Below are 24,081 nucleotides of genomic sequence, written 5' to 3'. Positions count from 1 at the left end.
CATGAAGATAGTTAACCAACCTACTAAGCTATTCAACTCACTTAGCACCCGCTTAATGCTAAGTGCCCTGCTGCTTATCGTGGTGCTATTGCCCATCATAGGTCTTGCGCTTAACAATGCCTTTAAACAACAGGTAATGATTAATACTCAGGACCAACTCAGTGCCTATTTATATTCAGTGCTTGCGGTGACTGACATGGAAGATGGCGAACTGCTGATGCCTGAGCGCTTATTGGAAAATCAATTTAATGTCATCAACTCGGGACTATATGCATTAATTTCGGAGCAAGTAAATAAGCCCCCTAACAGCAAAGTTATATGGGCATCTAACTCGTTTTTAGGTCTCAGTGAGCCACAGCAGTTACCTAATCCAGACGTCGGCCGTGGTGACTTTAGTGACATCGACATCGATGGCAAAGCCCACCTTATCTACAGTTTCAGCGTACGTTTTGCTGCCACAGCTCACAATCCATCCGATGCGCCAATTACCGTGCATATCATTAAAGATTTCGCCACCGTTTCGGAGCAACAACAGGCGTTCAGCCAGCACCTTTGGAGTTGGTTACTGCTACTGATGTTAGTGCTGCTCACCATTCAAATCGCCTGGTTACGTTGGACATTAAAACCCCTTGCCCGCTTTAAATTAGAGTTAAAATCGGTGCAGCGAGGAGAGTCACACCAATTAACTGGGCAATATCCAACAGAGTTACAAGCCGTAGCCAAACAACTCAATACGCTGCTGAGTACCGAACAACGTCAGCGCAGTCGCTATCGTAATGCGCTATCGGATTTAGCCCACAGCCTCAAAACGCCCTTGGCAGTCATCCAGAGCCAAAAAGATCTCAGCCCAACCTCTATCGAGCAAGTGGATCAGATCAACCGCACCATAGGCCACCAGCTAAAACGTGCTCAAAGTGCTGCAGGCACCGCGTGGCATTTGGGCATCAAGGTCAGCCTAGTATCAGATAAACTGATGCGCACCTTAACCAAAATCCACCCTGGCATTGAGCTCGATTATGCTCAGCCCCCCACTGAACAATGCGTCTTTTATGGCGATCAGAGTGACTTAACTGAGTTACTGGGGAATTTGCTCGATAACGCCTGCAAAGCTGCCGCCTCGCGGGTGAGGCTATCGGTTGTACAACAAGAGGCGACACTGCGCTTTATTATTGAAGATGACGGCAAGGGGATTAGTGAGCAGCAACATCATGCCATATTTGAGCGAGGCAAGCGGGTCGATACCTACGAGCAAGGCCATGGCATTGGCCTAGCGATTGTGCGCGACTTAATCGATAGCTATCAGGGACATTTAACCATTACCACCTCATCACACCTTGGTGGCGCCTGCTTCGAGGTGAGTTTCAATCAACCTGGATAATATGGATAGCATCACCACGCCGCTATGACTCAACTCCAGTCATAGCGGCGTGGAGCTCGACTTCACTTCAGCTTTAACAGGGCCATTAATGAGGCTTAAACCGCACCACTAATTCATGTAATTCATCAGATATCGATTTAACCAAAGTCATCGATTCAGTGGTTTCACTAGAACTATCCGCACATGCCGAAGCTAATTCTGAGATGCTCACCACTTGACGATTAATATCTTCAGCAACATGGGCCTGCTCTTCTACCGCTGCCGCCATTTGCGTCGACATATTGGTTATCTCACCCACGGCATCGAAAATACCGTTAAGCATGCTAGTGCTTTCTTGTACTCGCTCTAACCCTTCTTCTGCCGCATCAGTACCAAGCTTAGCGGTATTCACTGCGACTTCTGCGCTGGCCGTTAACTCATGCACAATACCGTAAATATCACGCGTCGACTCTTGCGTGCGCTTGGCTAAGTTTCTAACTTCATCAGCGACAACCGCAAAGCCTCGCCCTTGCTCGCCGGCCCGCGCCGCCTCAATAGCGGCATTAAGGGCCAACAAATTGGTCTGATCGGCTATCTGTTCGATATGTTGTGCCGCTTTGGCAATTAACGCGGTTTGATCGGACAACTGACTCACAGAGATGCTGATATCTGATACCGTTTCATTAAGCTTTTGAATAGATTGATGGGTTATTTCAGCAACCTTATTCCCATTCACGGCCAAGTCATTGGCGATCCCTGCATGGCTTGCCGTATCGGAAACGTGGCGAGAGACCTCGGTGATGGTGGTGGCCATTTGATTCATCGCGGTAGCCACTTGGAACGTTTCAGCCTGTTGTTTCTCTATCTCTTGCGCGGTTTTAACCGTTTGTTGATATCCCCTGTCGGATTCTCTAGCCACTCTTAAGGCTGCCGTTTCAATGCGAGCAATGACAGTGCCTAAATGAGCAATTTGGCTCAAAATAGCAACCTGCAATAATCCCACATCACCACTTGAATCTGAGTAGGTTTGTGCTGCTAACGGATGCGAAAAACTATTTTTTAGCATAGCGTTCAAGTGATTAATCGTGGCATTTTTGCTGTATGTTACCCAAGCGGCATAAATAAATGCGATAGCCAGTAAAGGTATTTGAATGGATGACCAACCAGCAGATAAAAATAGAATAAAAGTAGCAATAACAGTGAGGATTAAGAAGATATTTTCTGGCGAGAGAGAGGTGAGTTTCGACGGGGTTTTACCTTGATTAACTTGAGCATATAACTTTTCGGCTCTGGTAATATCGTCTCTTTTGGGACAAGACCTTACCGATTCATACCCTACCACCTGGCCTTTATCGGTTATTGGCGTCACATAAGCATCTACCCAATAAAAATCGCCGTTTTTACAGCGATTTTTCACTAAGCCCATCCAAGGCTTACCTTGCTTTAAATGCGCCCACATCACCCTAAATGCCTCTGCGGGCATGTCTGGATGACGCACTATACTGTGTGGCTGCCCAATGAGCTCGTCCCTAGCATAACCACTAATTTCAACAAAATCGTCATTGCAATCCTGAATATTTCCTTGTAAATCAGTAACGCTGATTAATTTATTATTAGCGCTAAATTTACGTTCATTATTGGTGGTGCATCGATTATTTTTCATTGGCTAGCTCAACTATTCCATTTATTTGAGAATGTATATAACGCAATAAGATATATTAGACCTGATTGTTATAGCGCGGCATGATATATGATAACAACCAGCTTCACTATATAACCAAAAGCAATAAAAGATGATAGCTAAGCACAACAAAGAATAAAAACAAACGAACTGCTCAATTTAAGAGCAGGCAGTGCTTTTAACAACCAGGGCGAGCTCAATAAGCCATCAAAAAAACACTTTTTAGCAACAAACAAATCCATCTGTAACGTCAGCTAACGGATAAATAAATTAATTAATTTTGCCATGACATTCAGATCACACTGTTCGTGCGAGTTGTTATCTATATCGCAATAACATCACACTCTACTTTTCAAGCAACAGCACCACTCAAGTAACAACTAAACAACAGGTGATACGCAAGATGTACAGAGCATTTTTCATGGATACAGCAATAAAACGACACAAAACCTGCATAAATGAAGTGATAACCTTTAATAGGCCAATAATTGGCGTATGTGGACTTAAATACTGCTGTCAGTAGCAATGGCTTTATTAAAGATAAAAAATGCCCATAAGCAAATTATTGGCTATTAATACGGCTAACATGATGACTTAAAAAAACGTATCCCCTTTACTACTCATCACTACACTGTCATATCCACCGCAAAAGACTTTCAGCTTATGTTCATCTTCACTCGTCTACTATCGAAGTCAATCAAAAGACAGTGAAGAGTTGGAGACGATATGAACAGCATAAAACATGGCGCTTTAGTCTTGCTTATCGCCCTATCACAACTACTACTGGCACCTAGCGTATTAGCACTAGATGAACCAGCAGAACGTATCGAAGAGATACAATTTAGTGAGGCCCAGCTAGCGCAAATATTAGCCCCAATCGCGCTCTACCCCGATAGTTTACTAACGCACATATTAATCGCCTCGACCTACCCTTTAGAGGTGGTACAAGCCAACCGATGGCGCAATAAACATCAAGCACTCGACGCTAAAGCAGCGGTCAAACGCGCCGAAGATAAGGGTTGGGATCCTAGCATCTTAGCGCTACTCGCCTTCCCTAGCGTACTTGAAAAGCTCAGTGACGACTTAGATTGGACACAAACACTGGGCGATGCCTTCTTGCAAGATGAAGCGCGCGTACTCGCCAGTATTCAAACGTTGCGTCAGCAAGCCGATAACGCCAACACCTTCGATGATATGGACAATATGAAGGTGACTAAAATTAATCAGCAGATCATCATTGAGCCTGTGCAGCAAGAGATTGTTTACGTGCCAGTGTATGACACTCGCGTGGTGTACGGCCATTGGCGCTGGTATAACTACCCGCCAGTGTATTGGGTCTACCCACCACGATACCCAGTGCACTATCCTAGCCACTACTCGAGCCGCTTTTATTGGCATAGTGGTATTCACATTAGCTTTAATTATTACTTTAGCGCGTTCCACTGGCATAAGCGCCATATTGTGGTTACTCACCATCATCACGCTAATCGTTATCGCTCACACAGTCGCATTGTGACCAGCAGTGGCGCGCAGCGCTGGAACCATAAACCTGCCCATCGCCGAGGTGTAGCTTATCGTTCGACCAGTGTGAAACAGCGCTATAACAGCCATAGACCCAGCACACTGCACACAAAGCAACGAAGAAGTGTCGAGCGCCATGGTAACAGTGCAAAACCAAAACACTACAGCACAGCTCAAGTAAAGCAGCGCCGTGAACAGGATTTTGGTCATAAACTGGCAATCAGTAATACGAGAGCATATCGGAATATTAAAGCAAGCCAAAAATCTGAGTTTAATAGTAGCTATAAACGGGATAATCGTGGCCAACGAAAGATAAACGACACAGCAATCCATCAAGAGAAACGCATTAAGCAGACGACAAACTCGGCCCATAAAGTCGAGTCATCAAAAACTCAGCCCGCTTTAGGCAAAGATAGGACACATCAAAGAGAGAAGAGCCTGCAACGGAATAGAAGTCCTCAACGAGATTACAGTACTCAACGTGAGAGAAGCGTTCAACCAAACACTCAGCATCGCGCTCAAGTCAATCATCGAGCTAGTCGCGAACGCTCGCAGCACAGTTCCCAAGACAGAACTAAGCAGCGAGAGCATTAGCCAATGAACAAGCCGTGATTTTATGAGGCTAGATAGGCTCAAGTCAGCCACTTGAGCCTACTGTTTATCTAACTCGCTTAATGGCGAAAAACCAAATCCCTCAACCTCGGTATCACTTAAATATCGCCACTCACCGCAAGCAACATCACATTGGATCTCACCCACACGCTCTCGGTGAAGGCCGTTGACGCGATTGCCCACAGCGGCAAACATACGTTTGACCTGATGATAACGCCCTTCGCTAATCGTCAGCAGCACCTCACGCGCACTGACATACTGGAGTTTGGCGGGCAAGGTGGGCTTAGTCTCACCGGGTAACGCTAACCCCTGCTTAAACCGAATCATTAACTGTCTATCAAGTTCGCCACTACGTTCACCTTCAATACTATCCCTTAAGGTGACCCGATACACTTTTTGGCACTGATACTTAGGATTAAAAACATTAAACGACCAGCGGCCATCATCGGTGATCAGCACCAATCCTGTGGTGTCGGCATCGAGCCTGCCAGCAATATGCAGCTCATGAGGATTGGGGACATCGATTAAATTAAAAATGGAGGGATAATCGCCATCAACATTAGAACAAAGTGTGTCCATCGGCTTATTGAGCAGCAGATAGCGAAAAGGTCTCAATACGAGTCGCATGCCCTCCAGCTCAATACAATTACTCTCATGCACCTGTATGTTGGCATCAACAATCGTATTGCCATTGACCGTGACATCACCTGCAACGATAGCCAATACTGCTTGTTGGCGATCAAGCCTTGTACTCTTGCACACAAATTTGTCTAATCGCATTAATCCTGCCACTCTGCCTTGGGTCATTAAGCTTTGCATTATGAGTATTGTTGATCAGATATCCAAGCATTAATCTAGTGCTATCCGCGTGCCATAAAAGCGATAATAGCCAACCAAGTTGCTACCAATAAACAGTACCTCCATCAATACTGCCGTGGGTGAACCGACTAGAATATTGTTAAGCAACCAGAGGCTAGTACCGATTATCATTAGTTGCCGTAAACGTTGATCGCTTTGGCTAAATGCCGCGACAGTTTGCGTGGCACTGCCAGCAAAACTAATCAGGCTAAGTGGGCCAGCAAAGGTGACTAAGGTAATAAGGCTGCTAATGGCCAAAAATAGCGACATCAATAACTTTGAGTGGCTAAAGATAGTGACAACATAGCGTATCGCTGCCACTAGCATTAAGCCTGCTGCAGTCCACTGTTGCAGTAGAGCAAAGTGGCTGCTAATGAGTACACCCGACACCGCTAGACACGCAACAATATGGTGCTTTGGTTTAAATTGAAATGAGGCAAGATCAAAGATAATTGCAATACCAATAAGCCATTGCGACACCATAAATACTGACATAAACCACCTGTTGAAAACATTGTTCTGATTTCAGTTGAGACAATGATAAGAGAAGTGGCAACAGTATGATGCTCACACCCATCCTCAGCATTAACTTAAGTTAATTGCGCTAGGTTATTGCCATTTTTAACGGTAAATAACTGATTGAGATGGAATTGATTGAATGGAATGTGATTTTACGGAGCATCGCCGCCCCTGATGGCCAATCGCCAGCCACTTCCTGTTACAGGACAAACACCATAACGGCGCCAGACATGCGAGTTAGCGAGCGGCGACATAGAGGTCATTAGCAAGCCGAGCTTTTAGTCGAGACAAACTCACAGGGCTAATACCGATATAATAAGCCAGTTGCTGATTATTGAGTCTATCAACCCACATAGGCCTATGTTTAAGCAGGTGGAGATAGCGCTGCTCAGGTGTATGCAGTAATAAAAAGGCTTCTTTCTGCTCTTTATAGATCAGTTGTTGACTCAATAAGTTGATTTTGACCTTATGCCAACTGCGATCATCAAGCAGCACTAATGGCAGCCTGACAACATGGGCTTCTTGCATCACCTCAATCTGATACTGCGCAACCTCACCTGTTAACCAACTGCTATATAAGAAACACAACTCCTGCTCAAAATAAAACTCTTTGACCAAGGGCGCGCCATTGTCATTGTAATGGCAGGCTTTGAGTAGCCCCGCGCTAATAAAATAGGCAAATTTTTGCCGACTTCCTTGATGTAACAGTACCTCGTCAGCACCCAGTTGTAGCAATGTCGCCTGCCCAGTAGCAGTCGTCATTAAACTGTCGTCTAGCCCTAGCTGTTTTAAATAGAGCGTAAAATCCGCTAATTGACACTCTGACATTATTCCTTAGTCCTCGAGGGAGTCGCAGTGTTAAAGCGTAAACTCTATCACTGCTTATGTTTATGGCCAATATATCAATCCTAGAGCACTGACCAATCTTGGTTTACACTCTTGATTTACACTCTAGCTTTTACCAAGGAAAAGGCCACACTTATGTCATCACGTATTTTTGTTATTGCTCAATTTCGCCCAAAGATAGGTAAAGAGGCACAACTGTTTGACGTGCTGAAAGCGTTAGAGCCCGATGCGCTGCGTGAACAAGGCTGTATTCAGTACATCTTGACCCGTCAAATCGACCACCCTAGTGCCACTCGCACCGATTATCCAATTATGTTTAATGAAATTTGGATGGATGCCGCTAGTTGGGCCGCCCACGGACGCCGCAAACAGATACAGCACTTTTTTGATACCCAAGTGGCCGCCGCAGACGGTTTAGTTGACGATGCCATCGTGACCGCATACAGCGACGAAGGTTACGATTACGATGCGCCAGTATTTGTGTAATAGCAATCCAATTACACACTAAAATGCAGCCAGTGGCTTAATGCCGATCAGTTAAGCATATAAACGATCAGTTGACCGATCTTTAAAAGGCTTCAAAATCCAATATCAGAAATGATATTGGATTTTTTTATGTCTTTAGAACAAGCTTTCTGCACCGCTTTTGAATACCACCAAGAAGCCACAGCCTTTACCAATCTTAATCACTTATTGGATGAAAACATCATCCAGCAAGCCTTTGAAACTGCTGGGGTCGCCACAGTAAGAAAACGTCGCTTACCCCTTGATGCAGTTATGTGGTCTGTCATTGGTATGAGTTTTTACCGACAACAGTCTGTATGGGAGCTTGCGACTCATATGGAGTTGATGCTACCAGGTAAAAAGAAGCTCATTGCCCCCAGTGCTCTTGTTCAAGGGCGCCAGAGGTTAGGTGTGCAGAGTATGAAAAATGCCTTTCAAATGATGGCAAAACATTACTATAGCAACACTCAATTTGAGACGTGGTGTGGACTGAATTTATTAGCCGTTGATGGTGTAGTCTGGCGCACTCAGGACACCGCTGATAATCGTAATGCTTTTGGCTCACCATCAAATCAACATGGTGACACCTCATTTCCTCAGGTTCGTATGGTGTGTCATATGGAGCTCACTAGCCATCAACTGATAAATAGCGCGTTTGATGGTTATAAAACGAGTGAAATGAAGCTAGCAGAAGCGCTCATACAGTCAACTCCAGACCATAGTCTCACGATGTTCGATAAAGGTTTTTACTCCTTAAACTTGCTACATCAATGGCAACTAGGTGGTGAAGAGCGGCACTGGTTAATCCCTGCGAGAAAGGGGCTTCAGTACGAGGTTTTACACTCAAATGGCCGGTTAGATAAACAGGTGAAATTGGCAATAACCGCCCAAGCCAGACAACAAAACCCAGCGCTACCGACGCATATAGAAGCGAGGCTGGTGACAAAATCAATAAAAGGTAAGACGCATCAGGTATTAACCTCAATGGTCGACCCATTACGCTTTCCAAGTGCTGACATCGTTGAGTTATATAATCATCGATGGGAAATAGAGCTTGGCTACCGAGAGATGAAACAGACCCTACTAAACAGCGAGTATACGCTAAGAAGTAAAAAATCAGAGATGGTAGAACAGGAACTTTGGGGCTTACTACTTGGCTACAACCTGATGCGTCAAGCAATGACTGAGGCCGCGTCAAGAAAAGGAATATGGGCCAATCGCCTCAGCTTCAGTAACTGCGCGAGTACGATACTAAGTTACCTAGCAAGATTACCACTGATGAGCCCAGGAAATTTACCCAATCATTACGAGCAACTGATAGAAATGCTAGGTAACTTCGAGCTACCAACGAAACGAGAAGATAGGGTGTACCCAAGGGCTATAAAGTCAAAACCAAGCAAATATCCCCATAAAAAGAAAAATGCCAATCAGCTTAACTGACTGGCATTAGCCAGTGGCTGCGTTTTTGATTTGGGCTAAAATGATCTTTTTAGCCCAACTCATAGGCTAAAAACGATAATCGAGAGTAATGAAGTATCTCCTTACAACTACCAGCCCAAACTAATCACAATGACAGCTCATTAGCGCCATGACATTCGCCTCAGGCACTACACTTAAAGACTACGATTTACGATTGAAGATCCTTAATCTCTACCGTTTCTTTGAGTCAAATAAGAGGCAATATGATGAGTGAAACCAGTCTTTATACCCGCCTAGGTGGCGAGTCAAATATAGCCAAAGTGGCAGCCGACATCTTTGATACTCACGCTGTAAATCCAATTATAGCGAGTCGTTACCAAGACTCTGATCGTGATAACGTTATCAAGAAAGTCACCGAATTTCTGTGTATGGCTACGGGCGGACCGCAGGAATACACGGGTAAAAGCATGGTTGATACTCACAGAGGCATGAATATCAATGAGCGAGAATATATGGCGGTGATCGATGATATCTTGGTAGTACTGGCCAAACACAATGTCGGCCAGCAAGAGCAGCAGGAACTGTTAATGGCTGCATATTCGCTGCGAAATGAGATCTTAGGTCAATAATGCGCTGAGCGATACCAACAGGAACGACGGATTACTCCATATCTGAAACCAGTCATCAAATTAAACTTACATGAAAAAAATCAGCAATTTAATCAACGCCGACATCAAACCTAACCGATGCACAGCATCGTCGCACAAGTGGATTTAAGGCTAAAACTAAAAAACGCCCTATTGGGCGTTTTTTATATCAATGGGTCAAACGAGTCTAATCACCTCTAATCACCAAAGTCATCGAGTAAGATGTTTTCTTGCTCAACCCCTAAGTTTTCAAGCATGTTGATCACTGACGAGTTCATGATTGGCGGGCCACACATGTAGAACTCACAATCTTCAGGCGCCTTATGGTGTTTAAGGTAATTCTCGTAAAGTACGTTGTGAATAAAGCCGGTGTAGCCGTCCCAATTATCTTCAGGGAGCGGATCGGACAGTGCCACATGCCATTCAAAATTGTCATTTTCCGCTGCTAGGGTATCAAAATCTTCTTTGTAGAAGATTTCACGCCGCGAACGCGCGCCGTACCAGAAGGTCATCTTACGTTTGGTCTTTTCACCTTTAAGCTGGTTAAAAATGTGTGACCGCATCGGCGCCATCCCTGCACCACCGCCAATAAACACCATCTCAGCGTCGGTATCTTTGACGAAGAACTCACCAAAGGGGCCCGAAATAGTCACCTTATCACCCGCTTTGAGGTTAAAAATGTACGATGACATTTTGCCTGGTGGTAAACCGGGGGCTGGCGGCGTCGCGATACGTACGTTAAGCATGATAAGGCCTTTCTCATCAGGATAGTTGGCCATCGAATAGGCGCGCAATACCTCTTCATCTACGGTCGAGACTAGGTCAAATAAACCATATTTCTCCCAGTCATCACGGTACTGCGCTGGAATATCAAAATCACTGTATTTAACTTGATGCGCGGGTGCTTCAATCTGAATATAACCACCCGCCTTAAACTTAACGTCCTCGCCTTCAGGTAATTTAAGCAGTAACTCTTTGATAAAAGTGGCCTGATTGTTATTGGAGATCACCTCACATTGCCACTTCTTCACCCCGAAGATCTCCTCTTCGATCTCTAGCTCCATGTCGGTTTTAACCGCCACTTGGCAAGCAAGACGACACCCGGCTTTGGCCTCTTTCTTATTAATATGATCGCGCTCGGTCGGTAAAATATCCCCGCCACCCGATTTAACGGTAACTCGGCATTGACCACAAGTGCCACCACCGCCACAGGCCGATGGGATAAAGATATTTTTACTCGCAAGCGCCCCCAGCAGTTTATCGCCAGCGGCGGTCACAATGCTTTTTTCCTCGTCATCGTTAATATTGATTTTTACATCGCCATTGATGACCAATTTGCTTTTGGCGAGCAGTATCACCATAACCAGCACACACACCACTATGGTGAACATGCCTATGCCTATTGCCATTTCCATCTCAAAACCCTTTTGTATAATGCATCTGATTTAAATGGGACAAGCCACCACTTAAAACGAAATCCCCGAGAACGACATAAAGCCTAACGCCATCAGACCGGTGGTAATAAAGGTGATACCCACGCCCTGAAGCCCCGCGGGTATGGCATGAAACTTCATCCGCTCACGCAGACCCGCCAGCATCACAATCGCCACCGCCCAACCAAAACCTGAGCCAGCAGCAAACACCACCGATTCAGTAAAGGTATAGTCGCGGTTGGCCATAAAAATGACCCCAGCAAAAATGGCGCAGTTGACCGTTAGCAATGGCAAGAAAATCCCTAAACTTTGATAAAGGCTCGGAATGTACTTGTCTAAAAACATCTCTAAAATCTGCACTAAAGCAGCGATCACGCCAATGAAGGTGATCAGCTGTAAGTAGCTCAGATCCAGCTCAGGGTAACCGGCCCACGCCAGCGCTCCTGGGGCTAACACATTGACATAAATCAGCTGATTTAACGGCACGGCTAACATCATCACCACGATCACCGCGATACCTAAGCCAAAAGAGGTCGAAACTTTTTTCGACACCGCAAGGAAGGTACACATGCCCATGAAAAATGACAGCGCCATATTGTCGATAAAGGCCGCTTGAACAAAAAGATTAATATAGTGTTCCATATCCGTTCCTTACCCTCGCTTACGCTGAACAACATTGATGGCCCAAATCATCAAGCCAATCAAGAAGAAGGCGCTTGGTGGTAACTTGAACATCTCGTTGGCCAGATACCAGCCACCGTTTTCAATAGTGGTAAATATTTCATGACCAAACAGGGTGCCACTGCCCAGTAGCTCTCGTACAAAGGCAACACCTAACAAGATAACGCCATAACCTATGGCGTTACCTATGGCATCGACCACGGCTAAATGCGGCGGCATCTTCATCGCAAAGGCTTCAGCACGGCCCATAATGATGCAGTTGGTGATGATAAGCCCCACAAATACCGACAACTGACGCGACAGCTCATAGGCGATATCTTGCAAAATCATGTCGACGATAATCACCAAGGAGGCGATAACCGTCATCTGCGCAATGATCCGCACACTGTTAGGTATAAAGTTGCGAATGGTGGAGATAATCAGGTTAGAAAACACCAAAACGAAGGTCACCGCCAGTGTCATCACCAATGCCGTTTGCATTGAATTACTCACCGCCAGCGCCGAACAGACCCCAAGCACCTGCATCGCAACGGGGTTGTTAGCAAAAATAGGACTGGTTAATAGATCCCGAGTCGCTGTCATGCTCTTACTCATGTTAAACCTCCGATGCTTTTAGCTTGTTTAGGAAGGTCTCAAAACCTTCATTGCCAAACCAGAACTCAATAGCACGCTGCACGCCGCGCCCGGTCATAGTGGCGCCACTAATGGCATCGACGCCATGTAGGTCACCCGGCTTAGCACCACCTTTCACCACTTTGAACGAGACCTTGCCTTGTTCATTAAACAGTTGCTTACCCTTAAAGGTATCGGTCCAGGCAGTATCATTGAGGAAATCACCAATACCTGGGGTTTCACCATGTTCGTAAAACACCACATTTTCGATGGTATTGAAATCGGGTTTAACCGCCACATAGCCATAAATCATCGACCACAGCCCTTTACCGTAAATAGGCAGTACCACGGCGCGCAGCTCACCATTATCATTCAACACTTTAAATACCCGCGCTTTGTCGGCGCGGCTTTTGATCTTAGCGGTGTCTTTTTTAGGCTTACTCGAGGTCTCGGGGTTAATCGCCGCCATCCGCTCATCAAAGTCGAGCACATCGCTGCTGGTATCAATCTCACCTGTATCGAGTTCAACCAATAATGGGGTGACAGACTTAGCAAAAATTTGTCGAAAATCTTGCTCACCAGCGATATTTACATCGGCCGCCATCAGCACATAACGCTTTAACTCGTCACGTTTTTTGGCCAATTTACGCTCTTTAAGGATCTCGGCGGTACCAGTGATCATAAATGAACAAGAGAGGCAGAGAATGATAGTGAAGATCATGGTCCCCACGACGGTGTCTTTCTTAAATGCCATTAGGATTTATCTCCCATATCGACGCGCGAGTCGCGGCTGGACAGTCGAAATAAAAACGATGCGATGATCGATGACCATAAATTGGCCGTCTGCACTTGTAACATCTGCTGTGATTTATGCGGCATTACGTTTTAGCCTCCGCTTCATATTGCTACGGGCAACGACATAGTCGAATAAGGGGGCCCACAGATTGGCAAACAGGATAGCCAGCATAATGCCTTCTGGCATTTTGAGGTTAAGCACTCGAATCAGCACTGTCATAAAGCCAATCATCAAACCATAAAAAAACTTGCCCTGACGGGTGTAAGCTGTGGTCACTGGATCGGTCGCCATAAACATCATCCCCAGCGCAAAACCGCCAGTCACTAGGTGCCAGGTCCACGGCATAGCAAACATCTCGTTTTTATCCGAGCCAATCAGATTAAACATCACCGCCGTCAACACCATACCGAGCATGACACCCACCACAATGCGCCAATCGGCCAAGCGGGTTAAGATCAGCATTAAACCGCCAAATAAAATTGCCAAGGTGCTGGTTTCGGCAATGGTGCCCACCGTAAAGCCAAACAGGGCATCCCACCATAATGGATCACTAAAGGCTTGATACCAGCTCTGATCGGCAAAGCTCAGCTTGCCCGCAGCCACTTGCGTTAAGGTCGTCGCTCCGGCAAATCCATCAACCGCCACAAACTGCGACAACTGCGCCACCTCAGTGGGGTAGGCAAAGTAGATAAAGGCATAACCCGCCAGCGCAGGGTTAAGGAAGTTATACCCCATGCCGCCAAACATCTCTTTCGCTATGATCACCCCAAAGGTAATGCCCAAAGCCACTATCCATAGCGGGGTCGACACCGGAATAATTAAGGTAAATAGCAATGCGGTAACGAAGAAACCTTCGTGCAGTTCTTGACGACGCACCTTAGCGAATACCACCTCCCAAAAGAGGCTAACCGACAAGGCGGTCAAATAGATAGGCACATAGAAGCTTAAGCCATAAGCAAAACGGCTTAACAGCCCAGACTGCTCAGTGAGCCCACCGGTAACGCCATTAAAGGCCAATAGCTGCCATACATCTGGCGTAGTCAACCCTGACGCCAGTGCCAGCTGAGCCTGCAGACCCAAGTTATAGACACCGATTAAGATGGCCGGCAGCAAACAGAGCCCAACTATCGTCATAGTCCGCTTAACATCAATGGCATCACGCACATGCACTTTGCCTTTGGTACTGCGACCACTGGCATAGAGCAAGGAGCGAAAATAGCTGCGCATTGACTCGCCATGGGCATAGTAGTCAGTTTGTTTGTCAGGCGTGTTATTTGGCTTACTCATTACCCTTCCCTCTCAATAATATCTAGGCAGATGCGCAGTTCTTGGCCAAAATCATATTTGCCCGGGCAGACAAATGTACACAATGCCAAATCTTCTTCATCGAGTTCTAACGCCCCTAAGAGTTGCGCTTCGTCTGTGTCACGCACCACAAGGTCGCGCATTAATAGTGTGGGCAAAATATCCAGTGGCATAACGCGATCAAGTTGACCAAATGCCATTATCGCACGGTGTGAACCACCCGCCTGAGTGGTTAAATTAAACAGCCGCTTAGCACCTTTAAAGCGTGACGTCACGGCGCGAGTAATAGAGAACTTGTTTGAGCCACCGCGTACCCATGGCAGCAGCTGTTGGCCTTCTGCTTCGGCCAAAATAGCAATTTGTTGGTGGAAGCGACCGAGATAATCGTGAGGACCATCGGCAGTATGACCTGCAAGAATAGAGCCTGAAACGATACGGTTATTACCGGGCTTCATTTCACCTTGCACTAACTGGCTTAGCTGAGCGCCCAACTGAGTGCGCAGTAAACGCGGATTTGCCACCATTGGGCCACCAAGGGCCACCACTCGGCTGGTGTATAACTCGCCGGTCAAAAACAGTTTGCCGTAAGCAATCACATCTTGGTAACCCAGGTGCCATACCGGCCTTTCAATGCTAGCGGGTTGAATAAAGTGAATGTGAGTGCCCACTAGGCCTGCTGGATGCACTCCGGCAAAGCGATGACTGGTTACTTTAGGTAAGTCAGCGCCAGGCATTGCTTCACCTACATCATGGCATAGGTGTATCGGGCCATCAGTTAGATAGCCGAGCACAGTTAAACCTGCGGCAAACGCTTGTGGCTGCTCGGCAATAATAATGCGCGGATCGGCCGCCAACGGATTGGTATCCATGGCATTAACAAAAATGGCCGTTGGTTGGCTATCAAGCTGAGGGATACGAGAAAAAGGACGCGTTCTGAGCGCTGTCCACAAACCACTATTAACGAGGTTTTGCTGCACCGTTTCGCGGCTTACTTGGCTCAAGTCGTTGAAAGATTCAAACCTAAGCTTGTCATCACCTTCAACCGCAATCACCACAGATTGCAGGCGACGACGTTCACCACGATTAATTTCGACCACCACGCCGCTGGCGGGCGCGGTGAATAGCACACCAGGGGTTGTCTTATCTTCAAACAGGGGCTGACCTTGCTTGACGCTATCGCCAACCTCAACCAGTAACGTGGGTTTTAACCCCACATATTCTTCACCCAGCAGGGCCACCTTAGTAGGAAACGCTGCTGTTTCAATCTCTTGCCTTGGCTCACCGGCGATGGGCACATCTAAGCCCTTCTTGATTGTCTTAATCTTGTCTGAGAAACCTGCCATCGCAAACATCAACCATTAAAATTTTGGGATACTCAATAGTAAATGATTGTTAACTAAAATACCGATAGTAAAGTCACACTCCGGCACCGTTTGGTAACTAAGCAACGCAGCTTTAGCGCATAACGTGATCTAGATCGGTAAATAATGTGGCCTCTTCGACACTCTGACCTAACAATGTAGTTTTATAACAATAAAAAGCGCTTTTAGTGCTTAAAAATCTCGTAAGGCAGGTAAGTAAACTCGCCAATAAGTCCCACAAACGAGTCATTACGCGACATCGCCATGTTGAAAGTCAGCTTGCTGATGACCCCAGACAATATGTCCAAAAAAACATTTAGACATCCAGATGGCCAAGTGCTATGTTCTTCATTCACTCAAAGGAATAGGAACCCACAAGATGAAACTCGAATCATTAGCACTACACCATGGATATGAGTCAGAAGCGACCACCAAAGCGGCGGCGGTTCCCATCTACCAAACTACCTCCTACACCTTTGATGACACTCAGCATGGTGCCGACCTGTTTGACTTAAAAGTGGCTGGCAACATCTACACCCGCATCATGAATCCCACCACTAATGTGTTAGAGCAACGCTTGGCGGCAATCGAAGGGGGCATTGGTGCCCTTGCTGTGGCTTCGGGGATGGCCGCCATCACCTATGCGATCCAAGCCTTAACTCAGGTCGGCGACAACATTGTTAGCACCAGCCAGCTCTATGGCGGCACCTATAATCTGTTTGCCCACACACTGCCGCGGCAAGGGGTTGAAGTTCGCATGGCGGCGTTTGATGATTTTGACGGCTTAGCCGCACTCATCGATGACAATACCAAGGCTTTATTTTGCGAGTCGATTGGTAATCCGGCCGGTAATATTGTCGACATCGAACGCCTAGCCGACATCGCCCACCGCCATGGAGTGCCACTGATCGTCGATAATACCGTAGCAACACCTGTGCTGTGTCGCCCATTTGAATTTGGCGCCGATATTGTGGTGCATTCGCTCACCAAATACATTGGCGGCCACGGCACCACGGTTGGCGGCGCCATTATTGACTCGGGTCAATTTGACTGGGCAGCGCAGCCCAAACGCTTTGCCGTGCTCAACGAACCCGATCCCTCTTATCATGGCGTTGTCTATACCGAGGCTTTTGGTCCTGCCGCCTTTATTGGTCGTTGCCGAGTAGTGCCACTGAGAAATACCGGCGCGGCGCTCGCTCCACAAAGCGCCTTCTTGCTACTGCAAGGGCTAGAAACCTTGGCGCTGCGAATGGAACGCCATTGCAGTAACGCACTCACTTTAGCGCAATATCTCAGCCAGCATCCGCAGATAGCTTGGGTCAATTACGGCGCATTGGAGCAGAGCCCCTATCGTGATAACTGCCATAAAATCACTGGCGGCAAAGCCTCGGGCATTATTAGTTTTGGCATTAAAGCCTCGTCACCACAGGAAGCCAAGGCCGCAGGCGGGCGCTTTATCGACGCGTTGCAGATGATCTTACGTTTGGTCAATATCGGCGATGCAAAGTCCTTAGCCTGTCATCCGGCCACCACCACGCACAGGCAGCTTGACGCTACCGAACTGGCGAAGGCGGGGGTATCTGAGGACTTAGTACGTATCTCGGTGGGCATTGAGCATATTGACGACATTATTGCCGATGTGGCACAGGCATTAGAAAAGGCCAGTCGCTAGACAATATAATCTGCTGTAATAGCAATAAAAATGGCTAACGATACTCAATCATTAGCCATTTTTTTGTATGCCAACCATGCTACGGGGCCGCATCATTGTGCACGTGATTTATCGTGAGCAAGCTGCTCGGCATCAAGGATCTGCATGCCTGCAGTAATCGCCACCACCGCCTTAGATTTAAACTCTCGGCGGTAGAGGGTATACACCACCACAAGGCTGGCCACAATAAACAGCAAGGGGTGAAAGAAGCCACATAGCACCGCCATGGCAAAATAGTAGGAACGCAAACCGTAGTTATAGGCATGGGCGGCGCGATCTTGCACTCTGGCCATCTGCAACGCATAGTCTTGCAACGGCTTATTAGTACCACTTTTATCCACTGGCGTTGCCCCAATCATCACGTTTAAAAAGCCATATTGGCGCATCGACCAGGTAAACTGAAAAAAGGCCATCACAAAAATAAATGCCAATAACGTCAGTTTCAATTGGATCAGTAAGTGCTCGGGCGGCGCCGTCAAGGGTATCGATGCGATCACCGCTTCTAAGCGCTCCACTTGGGCAAATAGGGTCAGTACGCCAGCGAGCACTAGCATGGTGGTCGAGGCAAAAAAAGTAATATTGCGCTCTAAATTGGCCAGTAATGCTGCCTCTGCCACCCGCACTTCACGGCCCACTAACTGGTTCATCCAATGAATACGATGTTGATGCATGCATTTGGCGATACAATTGCTTGATTTAGCCTTAATGCGTGCAAATCGGCTATAGCCCGCCCAGCAACTAAAAAAGCAGAGCGCGGCAATCATGTCGAACAGATAATAGGTCATCACAGTTAATCGTCCTTAACGCACATCATCCACCGAGTGCAGGTAGCACCACAGCATACCCGTGGCGACAACTCATTAAATCATATGCTATTAATATTGCAAACAAACGACAAGCCCACTCGCACAGCCTTTGTCCATTTAGCACGAAATCCTCACCAAAAGATGAAACACTTGTTAATGAATTGTTTTAAGCCCTAATGAGTTGTAGAATTTCGTCCTAGTAACAACGACTAATAGACAATAAAGGATTATTTATGACGTTATCCATTAAACACCGACTGCCAAGCTTATTACTATCGGCACTGTTCTTGACCGCATGTGGTGGAGGCGGCAGTGGTAACACTATTGATCTCACTGGTGGAACTAGCGATACGGGCAACAATAACGGCGCTTTGACCTGGGTTGAGGGTGAGTTCACCCCTTATGCCCAACTGGCAAACCAATGCATTGCAGACCAAACGGGATCTGCACTCAATGAAAAGCTGTGGCTGCGTTCATGGAGTAACGACACCTATTTATGGTATGACGAAATCATCGATAGAGATCCCGCACCTTATACGGTGCTCGAGTACTTTGACCTGCTTAAAACCGATGAATTATCGGCATCTGGCAACATCAAAGATCAGTTCCATTTCGCCATGCCCAGCGACGAGTGGGAGCAATTAAACCAGGCGGGAGCGTCGTTAGGTTACGGCTTTAATTTATACTTACAGCAGGCCAGTGCCGGGGTGGATAGAAAAGTCACCGTCACCTTTAGTGAGCCCAACTCTCCAGCGGCGTTGGCCAGTATCGGCCGCGGCGCGGTGATTGTCAGTGTGGATGGCGTCAGTATTAAAGATGCGAATGACAGCGACTCAATCAACATTCTTAATGCCGGTCTATTCCCTAGTGTGTCAGGCAAACAGACAGACTTTGGCGTACTCGACTTAGGCGCCACCGAGACCCGCAATGTCACTTTAACCGCCAAAAGCGTGGTGTCGACACCAGTGCCTATTGCCAGCGCCATCCCCACATTTAGCGGCAATGTCGGCTATATCCAATTTAACGCCCATATCGCCACTGCAGAGGGTCAATTGGTTGATGCCATCAACGGCTTAAAGAATTCTGATGTACAAGATCTGGTGTTGGACTTACGCTATAACGGCGGTGGCTTACTCGCCCTAGCAAGCCAATTGGGTTACATGATTGCCGGTGAGCAAGCGACCCAAAATCGCACCTTTGAACGACTCACTTTTAACGACAAATACCCTACTCGCGATCCGGTGACGGGTGATGCCTTAACCCCTATCCCCTTTATCGACCAGAGCATCGGCTTTGATCCCAGCTCACTTGGGGCCGGACAAGCCCTGCCGTCACTCAATCTACAACGGGTGTTTGTACTTACCACCAATAACACCTGCTCAGCCAGTGAAGCCTTAATGAATGGCCTGCGCGGCATCGATATTGAGGTGATCCAAATCGGCGGCACCAGTTGCGGTAAACCTTATGGTTTTTATCCAACGCCGAACTGTGATACCACCTACTTTAGCGTGCAATTTAAAGGGATCAACGACAAAGGCTTCGGCGATTACTCGGACGGATTTGTCCCCAGCAGTAACCCTACATTAGCCAGCGATCTTCCAGGTTGCGCCCTTAATGATGACTTTAGCCAGCCGCTCGGTAATACTGAAGAGCGCTTGTTATCCGCCGCACTTTTTTATCGCGACAATAACCGCTGCCCAGCCGTGAGCACATCAATGGCCAGAGCCGCCGTACAGGCCCCCTTTATCGATAAAGGGTTTACCCTCGAAGACACGCGGATGCAAAGTAAGCTACGTAATAACCGTATTTGGCCTACTGGGTTATAAGGAGTACAGATGCAAGCTGATGCTGAATCTCACCCTCTTACTCGCCATAGCTGGTGGCTGATGACTTACTTGCTGCTTGCAGGCTGTAGCCTACAAGCCGATGACAGTCAGGCCGAAGCCTTGCCAGCAGTTATCGTTGAACCTAGTGCCGCCAGCACCTTAGAGTTAGAGCGTACTATTGCCACCCTGCTGCAGATGCAAAAGGTGACTCTGGCTGCAGGGGCTTTTACTCAAAACCCCAACCTGACACTAGCACGCCTAGCGCATAAGGATGCCAACGGCGTGCTTATTATGGGGCGTGACTATGAATCGCCGCGCATTGTGCAGTTATTAATAAAAGACGGCCAGTGTCTGCTGGCCGATGGGCAAGGTAAGCAAAGCCCGCCTCTAACTGATACTCGATGCAAACGAGCCAAATAGCATGGCGAGTTCCTGCCAGCAGCAATAGCCCACAGCGATAAGCCAAAGCCTTGCACTAAAAAGCCACTGTTCGATTAAAACAGTGGCTTTTTTATGGGTCGCTGATTGACCCCAGCGCCTTACTCCTCACTGGCGGCAATTTTAGCCCGCAGATCGGCACTGACAATGGCGAGTGCGTCCAGCGCAACTTGTGGGTCAATGGCATGCGTCTCTAGCAAGTAGATCAAATCCACCGCCAGTTTCATCTCATCGCTCGCCTCCGCTAAAGGGCTTGCTTGCGATTCGCCGCTCCCAGCTTGATTCGCTCGAGGAGTACCGTCTTGGCGCTGACTTTCTTGAGTTAGGTTGGCTTTAGATGACATAGCGATATTGAGTTAACCAAAATGAGCCGATATTTTCACACAGCCCCACCGTCAGGACAAGCCATCCACCGTTACCGCCCATTATCTGGCGTGACGACAACATAGCCTTTAGATAACAAATATTGATAGGCTTTTCGTGCAGTCGCGCATTCAAGATTAAGCCAAATTCCTATTTGCACATCTTTCAACAAGGTTTCTGAAAATTGATATTCCTGCGCATCGATATCTAACTGCTCGAATATCGCCTTGGTCGAAATGTTATCGGCAAAAGCGTAGTCGACTCTGCCTTTAATCAATAACTGCACCCCTTGCTTGATGGTTTCGACATCAAAAATACTCATGTTAGCATCAAGCATCGCTTGCCCCATCCCTGAGGGTTTTAATGAACCACGAAAATAAGCCACTTTTTTGCCGCTTAATTCGGATAAATCCTGCCATCGAAAACGGTTATTTTGCCGTTTTCTAAGTAAGCCCAAATGAACCAGTTGATCTGATAGTCCGACTAACACCTCGCGCTTAGATGCTAAGGTAGGCGGGTAAAAACTGGCACACCACTGCTCGCTGTCGATTAACTTTTCGGCTCGTGCAGGGGGATAGGTTAACGTCTTAACTTTTATATGTGCGCCCGTTAACGCCTGACGAAGCAGAGTATAGGATAAGCCATTATCGCCATCAATCGATCTCATGGTAAAGGGTGGGTAATGAATACTGACGACCGACAATATCTCATCGGGCTGCTCAGCATTGCCGCCACCCATAGCGCTTTTAAGTTGTTCGACGCTACTGGGATTAGCCATAACAGACAACGTCATCATTATGGTTATGCTGAATATGATGAGCATATTAAAAAACCCCATCGCCACGCACCTCATTATACTAACAGTCGGCATCCACTTTATGGTTAAAGCATAGCAGCCGTAAAACAGTCGTTGAGCTAACTCTATCCCATAAGCCTGTTAATCTCACCATGAAAAGTCGATTGCGAGTGATTTTGCTAACGGCGATGTGTTAACGCGTATTTGTGTAGGACTATTTTTGTGCAGGGCTATGTTATTAAGCCACTATATTTGAGGATGATGAGGTATCAGAGAAACCTGATAAATAGCCGCTGTAAACTGTCATCAATGTGAATAATTAACCACTCAGGTAGCGGATTAAACAGAAAGACTTTAGTGTTATAGCAAGACTGAATATACTGGCGCAACGATTGACCGACGACGAATGAGAAATATGAGCGAGAATAGCGCCCCGAAGACCCAGAAACTGGATTTTTCAGCCATCAATAAAACCACCGCCAAATCCTTTAATGAACAAAAAAATTTGATCAAACGCCTGTTCAAAGGCAATACCGTGCTGTGTGAAGAGTGTAAGCAGCCACTGCAATTGGTTGTACCAACCGATAAGCAAGCCAGTGGTAAATACGGCGTTTTTTGTAAAAAAGGCTGCACCGACATTGAACTTGAGATGGATGTAATCGCATAACTCATCACGCTAACAACAGCCGGAGCGTTACCGAGACCGCAATATGAATGCTGCAATTATTGGCGCAACTGGATTAGTGGGTAACGCGCTATTAATGCGCCTTGTTGCAGATCAAAGATATCAAAAAATCTGGGTATTAGGCCGACGCGCGCCTGCTTTGGAGCATCCAAAATTAATATTTCAGTCAATTGAGCTTGATATGCTTGCGCAACTCACGCCCCCCTTCCCTATTGACCATGGGTTTTGCTGTCTTGGCACCACAATAAAACAAGCGGGCAGTAAAGCAGCTTTTGCCGCGGTTGACCACGACGCGGTAATTCAATTCACCCTGTGCTGTAATGCTAACAAAACGGCTGTCATCACGGCACTGGGAGCCGATGCCAACAGCCGCGTGTTTTACAACAGAGTCAAAGGAAAAACCGAACTTAAACTCACCACTTGGGCAGTAGAGCAAAGTAAAGCCCTACTGTTGGTACAACCGAGTCTGCTGTTAGGCCAGCGCGATCACAGTCGGATACTTGAAGATATTGGCCAGCATATCATGCCACTTATCGCCCCATTAATGCTGGGTAAGCTAGCTCAATATCGCCCCATAAAAGCAGATGTCGTCGCCAAGGCGATGCTCACTACACTTAACCACATTGAGCCAACAGCGATAGCGACATTAGATAACCAACAAATGCTGAGCATGGGCTATTAACCCTCATCGGTATAAAGATGTCATCGCTCCCCCATTAACGCTATAATCGGCGCCTTTTTTATAATTGACCTTCGCCTAACGTCCTATGCGCTTATTAAAATCATCCACCCATGCTGCTCTTAACAACCAACAAACGAACGCGAAAGGTTTTCATCGCCAGGCTGCGCGCGGCATCATTTTACGCGGCGAACAAATTTTGATGCTATATACCGAGCGTTATCACGATTACAGTATTCCCGGCGGCGGAGTGGATGAAGGCGAAGATATCCGCCAAGGCTTGATTCGTGAACTCGAAGAGGAAACTGGCGCGCACACCATTGAAATTGTGTCTGAATTTGGCCGCTATGAAGAATACCGTCCTTGGTATAAAGATGGTTTTGACTTTGTTCATATGGAGTCATTTTGCTTTGTGTGTTCCATTGGTGAAACCCTAGGAGACACTAAGCTTGAAGCCCATGAGATCCAAAATGGCATGTATCCGGTGTGGATTAACATCCATGATGCAATCGCCCATAACGAGCACACTATGGCCCATAGCAATAAAAAAGGGATGTCGATTGAACGCGAAACTTACCTGCTAAAATTGATCACCCAACAACTGTTATAATGTCAGCAAGAGGGA

At 46.9% G+C, this 24,081-nt stretch carries 24 protein-coding genes; 11 read left to right on the top strand and 13 right to left on the bottom strand.

Features of this window, described 5'->3' with window-relative positions; all coding sequences use genetic code 11:
* Nucleotide 1 precedes the first annotated feature (1 nt).
* On the top strand, nt 2-1,378 hold the full coding sequence (locus tag AC5YB1_RS07470; RefSeq protein ID WP_494521316.1) for an ATP-binding protein: 1,377 nt from the start codon (nt 2-4) through the stop codon (nt 1,376-1,378).
* An 85-nt stretch (nt 1,379-1,463) separates the two neighbouring features.
* Here AC5YB1_RS07470 and AC5YB1_RS07465 read toward each other — a convergent pair whose 3' ends face one another.
* A complete protein-coding gene (locus tag AC5YB1_RS07465; protein ID WP_494521315.1) occupies nt 1,464-3,020 on the bottom strand; it encodes a methyl-accepting chemotaxis protein in 1,557 nt (518 codons plus the stop codon).
* A 744-nt stretch (nt 3,021-3,764) separates the two neighbouring features.
* Here AC5YB1_RS07465 and AC5YB1_RS07460 point away from each other — a divergent pair.
* The gene (locus tag AC5YB1_RS07460; protein WP_494521314.1) at nt 3,765-5,153 is read left to right on the top strand and encodes a DUF3300 domain-containing protein; all 1,389 of its coding nucleotides are present in this window, start codon (nt 3,765-3,767) and stop codon (nt 5,151-5,153) included.
* Between the two features lie 57 nt (nt 5,154-5,210).
* Here AC5YB1_RS07460 and AC5YB1_RS07455 read toward each other — a convergent pair whose 3' ends face one another.
* The 3 genes from AC5YB1_RS07455 to AC5YB1_RS07445 all read right to left on the bottom strand — a co-directional run bounded on the left by AC5YB1_RS07455 (nt 5,211) and on the right by AC5YB1_RS07445 (nt 7,376).
* Complete coding sequence (locus AC5YB1_RS07455) at nt 5,211-5,951, bottom strand: pseudouridine synthase (protein WP_494521604.1); 741 nt, start codon at nt 5,949-5,951, stop codon at nt 5,211-5,213.
* 69 nt (nt 5,952-6,020) lie between these two features.
* Nucleotides 6,021-6,524, bottom strand: coding sequence for a YgjV family protein (locus AC5YB1_RS07450; RefSeq protein WP_494521313.1), 504 nt, complete (start codon nt 6,522-6,524; stop codon nt 6,021-6,023).
* A 261-nt stretch (nt 6,525-6,785) separates the two neighbouring features.
* On the bottom strand, nt 6,786-7,376 hold the full coding sequence (locus AC5YB1_RS07445) for a Crp/Fnr family transcriptional regulator (RefSeq protein WP_494521312.1): 591 nt from the start codon (nt 7,374-7,376) through the stop codon (nt 6,786-6,788).
* Between the two features lie 153 nt (nt 7,377-7,529).
* Here AC5YB1_RS07445 and AC5YB1_RS07440 point away from each other — a divergent pair, with 153 nt between their 5' ends.
* The 3 genes from AC5YB1_RS07440 to AC5YB1_RS07430 all read left to right on the top strand — a co-directional run bounded on the left by AC5YB1_RS07440 (nt 7,530) and on the right by AC5YB1_RS07430 (nt 9,946).
* On the top strand, nt 7,530-7,880 hold the full coding sequence (locus tag AC5YB1_RS07440; protein ID WP_494521311.1) for a putative quinol monooxygenase: 351 nt from the start codon (nt 7,530-7,532) through the stop codon (nt 7,878-7,880).
* 129 nt (nt 7,881-8,009) lie between these two features.
* Complete coding sequence (locus AC5YB1_RS07435; protein WP_494519369.1) at nt 8,010-9,338, top strand: IS4 family transposase; 1,329 nt, start codon at nt 8,010-8,012, stop codon at nt 9,336-9,338.
* 242 nt (nt 9,339-9,580) lie between these two features.
* Nucleotides 9,581-9,946 carry a group I truncated hemoglobin gene (locus tag AC5YB1_RS07430; RefSeq protein WP_494521310.1) on the top strand — a complete coding sequence of 122 codons (366 nt, stop codon included), beginning with the start codon at nt 9,581-9,583 and terminating at the stop codon, nt 9,944-9,946.
* 215 nt (nt 9,947-10,161) lie between these two features.
* On the opposite strand, the gene nqrF is transcribed toward AC5YB1_RS07430, so the two are convergent.
* The 6 genes from nqrF to AC5YB1_RS07400 form a co-directional block, all read right to left on the bottom strand.
* On the bottom strand, nt 10,162-11,379 hold the full coding sequence (gene nqrF, locus AC5YB1_RS07425) for an NADH:ubiquinone reductase (Na(+)-transporting) subunit F (RefSeq protein ID WP_494521309.1): 1,218 nt from the start codon (nt 11,377-11,379) through the stop codon (nt 10,162-10,164).
* A 51-nt stretch (nt 11,380-11,430) separates the two neighbouring features.
* Entirely contained in the window at nt 11,431-12,039 is a 609-nt protein-coding gene (gene nqrE, locus AC5YB1_RS07420; protein ID WP_494521308.1) for an NADH:ubiquinone reductase (Na(+)-transporting) subunit E, read from the bottom strand.
* A 9-nt stretch (nt 12,040-12,048) separates the two neighbouring features.
* The gene (locus AC5YB1_RS07415) at nt 12,049-12,672 is read right to left on the bottom strand and encodes an NADH:ubiquinone reductase (Na(+)-transporting) subunit D (protein ID WP_494521307.1); all 624 of its coding nucleotides are present in this window, start codon (nt 12,670-12,672) and stop codon (nt 12,049-12,051) included.
* A gap of 1 nt (nt 12,673) precedes the next feature.
* Nucleotides 12,674-13,444, bottom strand: a complete 771-nt coding sequence (locus AC5YB1_RS07410) for a Na(+)-translocating NADH-quinone reductase subunit C (protein ID WP_494521306.1) — start codon at nt 13,442-13,444, stop codon at nt 12,674-12,676.
* Nucleotides 13,445-13,558: 114 nt separating this feature from the next.
* The gene (locus AC5YB1_RS07405; protein ID WP_494521305.1) at nt 13,559-14,773 is read right to left on the bottom strand and encodes an NADH:ubiquinone reductase (Na(+)-transporting) subunit B; all 1,215 of its coding nucleotides are present in this window, start codon (nt 14,771-14,773) and stop codon (nt 13,559-13,561) included.
* Nucleotides 14,773-16,134, bottom strand: a complete 1,362-nt coding sequence (locus AC5YB1_RS07400; protein ID WP_494521304.1) for a Na(+)-translocating NADH-quinone reductase subunit A — start codon at nt 16,132-16,134, stop codon at nt 14,773-14,775. Before AC5YB1_RS07400 ends, AC5YB1_RS07405 begins: the two co-directional genes overlap by 1 nt.
* A 397-nt stretch (nt 16,135-16,531) precedes the next feature.
* Between AC5YB1_RS07400 and AC5YB1_RS07395 the strand changes: the two genes are divergently transcribed.
* Nucleotides 16,532-17,824, top strand: coding sequence for an O-acetylhomoserine aminocarboxypropyltransferase/cysteine synthase family protein (locus AC5YB1_RS07395; protein WP_494521303.1), 1,293 nt, complete (start codon nt 16,532-16,534; stop codon nt 17,822-17,824).
* Nucleotides 17,825-17,916: 92 nt separating this feature from the next.
* Here the strand turns inward: AC5YB1_RS07395 and AC5YB1_RS07390 are convergent, their stop codons facing one another.
* Nucleotides 17,917-18,648, bottom strand: a complete 732-nt coding sequence (locus AC5YB1_RS07390) for a DUF599 domain-containing protein (protein ID WP_494521603.1) — start codon at nt 18,646-18,648, stop codon at nt 17,917-17,919.
* 254 nt (nt 18,649-18,902) lie between these two features.
* Between AC5YB1_RS07390 and AC5YB1_RS07385 the strand changes: the two genes are divergently transcribed.
* Both AC5YB1_RS07385 and AC5YB1_RS07380 read left to right on the top strand, forming a co-directional pair.
* A complete protein-coding gene (locus tag AC5YB1_RS07385; protein ID WP_494521302.1) occupies nt 18,903-20,495 on the top strand; it encodes a S41 family peptidase in 1,593 nt (530 codons plus the stop codon).
* A 9-nt stretch (nt 20,496-20,504) separates the two neighbouring features.
* A complete protein-coding gene (locus tag AC5YB1_RS07380) occupies nt 20,505-20,915 on the top strand; it encodes a hypothetical protein (protein WP_494521301.1) in 411 nt (136 codons plus the stop codon).
* Nucleotides 20,916-21,034: 119 nt separating this feature from the next.
* On the opposite strand, the gene AC5YB1_RS07375 is transcribed toward AC5YB1_RS07380, so the two are convergent.
* Nucleotides 21,035-21,277: a DUF2496 domain-containing protein gene (locus tag AC5YB1_RS07375; protein ID WP_494521300.1), complete on the bottom strand. Its 243-nt coding sequence runs from the start codon at nt 21,275-21,277 to the stop codon at nt 21,035-21,037.
* Between the two features lie 71 nt (nt 21,278-21,348).
* Nucleotides 21,349-22,092: a substrate-binding periplasmic protein gene (locus AC5YB1_RS07370; RefSeq protein ID WP_494521299.1), complete on the bottom strand. Its 744-nt coding sequence runs from the start codon at nt 22,090-22,092 to the stop codon at nt 21,349-21,351.
* A gap of 415 nt (nt 22,093-22,507) precedes the next feature.
* Here AC5YB1_RS07370 and AC5YB1_RS07365 point away from each other — a divergent pair, with 415 nt between their 5' ends.
* From AC5YB1_RS07365 to AC5YB1_RS07355, 3 genes are all read left to right on the top strand, one after another.
* Nucleotides 22,508-22,759: a hypothetical protein gene (locus AC5YB1_RS07365; protein WP_494521298.1), complete on the top strand. Its 252-nt coding sequence runs from the start codon at nt 22,508-22,510 to the stop codon at nt 22,757-22,759.
* 43 nt (nt 22,760-22,802) lie between these two features.
* Complete coding sequence (locus AC5YB1_RS07360; protein ID WP_494521297.1) at nt 22,803-23,459, top strand: Rossmann-fold NAD(P)-binding domain-containing protein; 657 nt, start codon at nt 22,803-22,805, stop codon at nt 23,457-23,459.
* 85 nt (nt 23,460-23,544) lie between these two features.
* Nucleotides 23,545-24,066, top strand: coding sequence for an NUDIX hydrolase (locus AC5YB1_RS07355; protein WP_494521296.1), 522 nt, complete (start codon nt 23,545-23,547; stop codon nt 24,064-24,066).
* Nucleotides 24,067-24,081: the final 15 nt, after the last annotated feature.

Source organism: Shewanella sp. 433 (assembly GCF_059338565.1).
The sequence above is the reverse complement of the archived record's forward strand: the minus strand, read 5'-3'. Positions and strand labels throughout refer to the sequence as shown.

Bases quoted from the DNA above. Each gene is read 5' to 3' on its own strand.
- AC5YB1_RS07390 (WP_494521603.1), bottom strand. From the start codon at position 18,648: ATGACCTATTATCTGTTCGACATGATTGCCGCGCTCTGCTTTTTTAGT.
- AC5YB1_RS07365 (WP_494521298.1), top strand. From the start codon at position 22,508: ATGAGCGAGAATAGCGCCCCGAAGACCCAGAAACTGGATTTTTCAGCC.
- AC5YB1_RS07400 (WP_494521304.1), bottom strand. From the start codon at position 16,134: ATGGCAGGTTTCTCAGACAAGATTAAGACAATCAAGAAGGGCTTAGAT.
- AC5YB1_RS07395 (WP_494521303.1), top strand. From the start codon at position 16,532: ATGAAACTCGAATCATTAGCACTACACCATGGATATGAGTCAGAAGCG.
- AC5YB1_RS07435 (WP_494519369.1), top strand. From the start codon at position 8,010: ATGTCTTTAGAACAAGCTTTCTGCACCGCTTTTGAATACCACCAAGAA.
- AC5YB1_RS07385 (WP_494521302.1), top strand. From the start codon at position 18,903: ATGACGTTATCCATTAAACACCGACTGCCAAGCTTATTACTATCGGCA.
- AC5YB1_RS07375 (WP_494521300.1), bottom strand. From the start codon at position 21,277: ATGTCATCTAAAGCCAACCTAACTCAAGAAAGTCAGCGCCAAGACGGT.
- AC5YB1_RS07460 (WP_494521314.1), top strand. From the start codon at position 3,765: ATGAACAGCATAAAACATGGCGCTTTAGTCTTGCTTATCGCCCTATCA.
- AC5YB1_RS07405 (WP_494521305.1), bottom strand. From the start codon at position 14,773: ATGAGTAAGCCAAATAACACGCCTGACAAACAAACTGACTACTATGCC.
- nqrF (WP_494521309.1), bottom strand. From the start codon at position 11,379: ATGGAAATGGCAATAGGCATAGGCATGTTCACCATAGTGGTGTGTGTG.
- AC5YB1_RS07465 (WP_494521315.1), bottom strand. From the start codon at position 3,020: ATGAAAAATAATCGATGCACCACCAATAATGAACGTAAATTTAGCGCT.
- AC5YB1_RS07410 (WP_494521306.1), bottom strand. From the start codon at position 13,444: ATGGCATTTAAGAAAGACACCGTCGTGGGGACCATGATCTTCACTATC.
- AC5YB1_RS07445 (WP_494521312.1), bottom strand. From the start codon at position 7,376: ATGTCAGAGTGTCAATTAGCGGATTTTACGCTCTATTTAAAACAGCTA.
- AC5YB1_RS07430 (WP_494521310.1), top strand. From the start codon at position 9,581: ATGATGAGTGAAACCAGTCTTTATACCCGCCTAGGTGGCGAGTCAAAT.
- AC5YB1_RS07360 (WP_494521297.1), top strand. From the start codon at position 22,803: ATGAATGCTGCAATTATTGGCGCAACTGGATTAGTGGGTAACGCGCTA.
- AC5YB1_RS07455 (WP_494521604.1), bottom strand. From the start codon at position 5,951: ATGCGATTAGACAAATTTGTGTGCAAGAGTACAAGGCTTGATCGCCAA.
- AC5YB1_RS07470 (WP_494521316.1), top strand. From the start codon at position 2: ATGAAGATAGTTAACCAACCTACTAAGCTATTCAACTCACTTAGCACC.
- AC5YB1_RS07370 (WP_494521299.1), bottom strand. From the start codon at position 22,092: ATGATGACGTTGTCTGTTATGGCTAATCCCAGTAGCGTCGAACAACTT.
- AC5YB1_RS07440 (WP_494521311.1), top strand. From the start codon at position 7,530: ATGTCATCACGTATTTTTGTTATTGCTCAATTTCGCCCAAAGATAGGT.
- AC5YB1_RS07380 (WP_494521301.1), top strand. From the start codon at position 20,505: ATGCAAGCTGATGCTGAATCTCACCCTCTTACTCGCCATAGCTGGTGG.
- AC5YB1_RS07415 (WP_494521307.1), bottom strand. From the start codon at position 12,672: ATGAGTAAGAGCATGACAGCGACTCGGGATCTATTAACCAGTCCTATT.
- nqrE (WP_494521308.1), bottom strand. From the start codon at position 12,039: ATGGAACACTATATTAATCTTTTTGTTCAAGCGGCCTTTATCGACAAT.
- AC5YB1_RS07355 (WP_494521296.1), top strand. From the start codon at position 23,545: ATGCGCTTATTAAAATCATCCACCCATGCTGCTCTTAACAACCAACAA.
- AC5YB1_RS07450 (WP_494521313.1), bottom strand. From the start codon at position 6,524: ATGTCAGTATTTATGGTGTCGCAATGGCTTATTGGTATTGCAATTATC.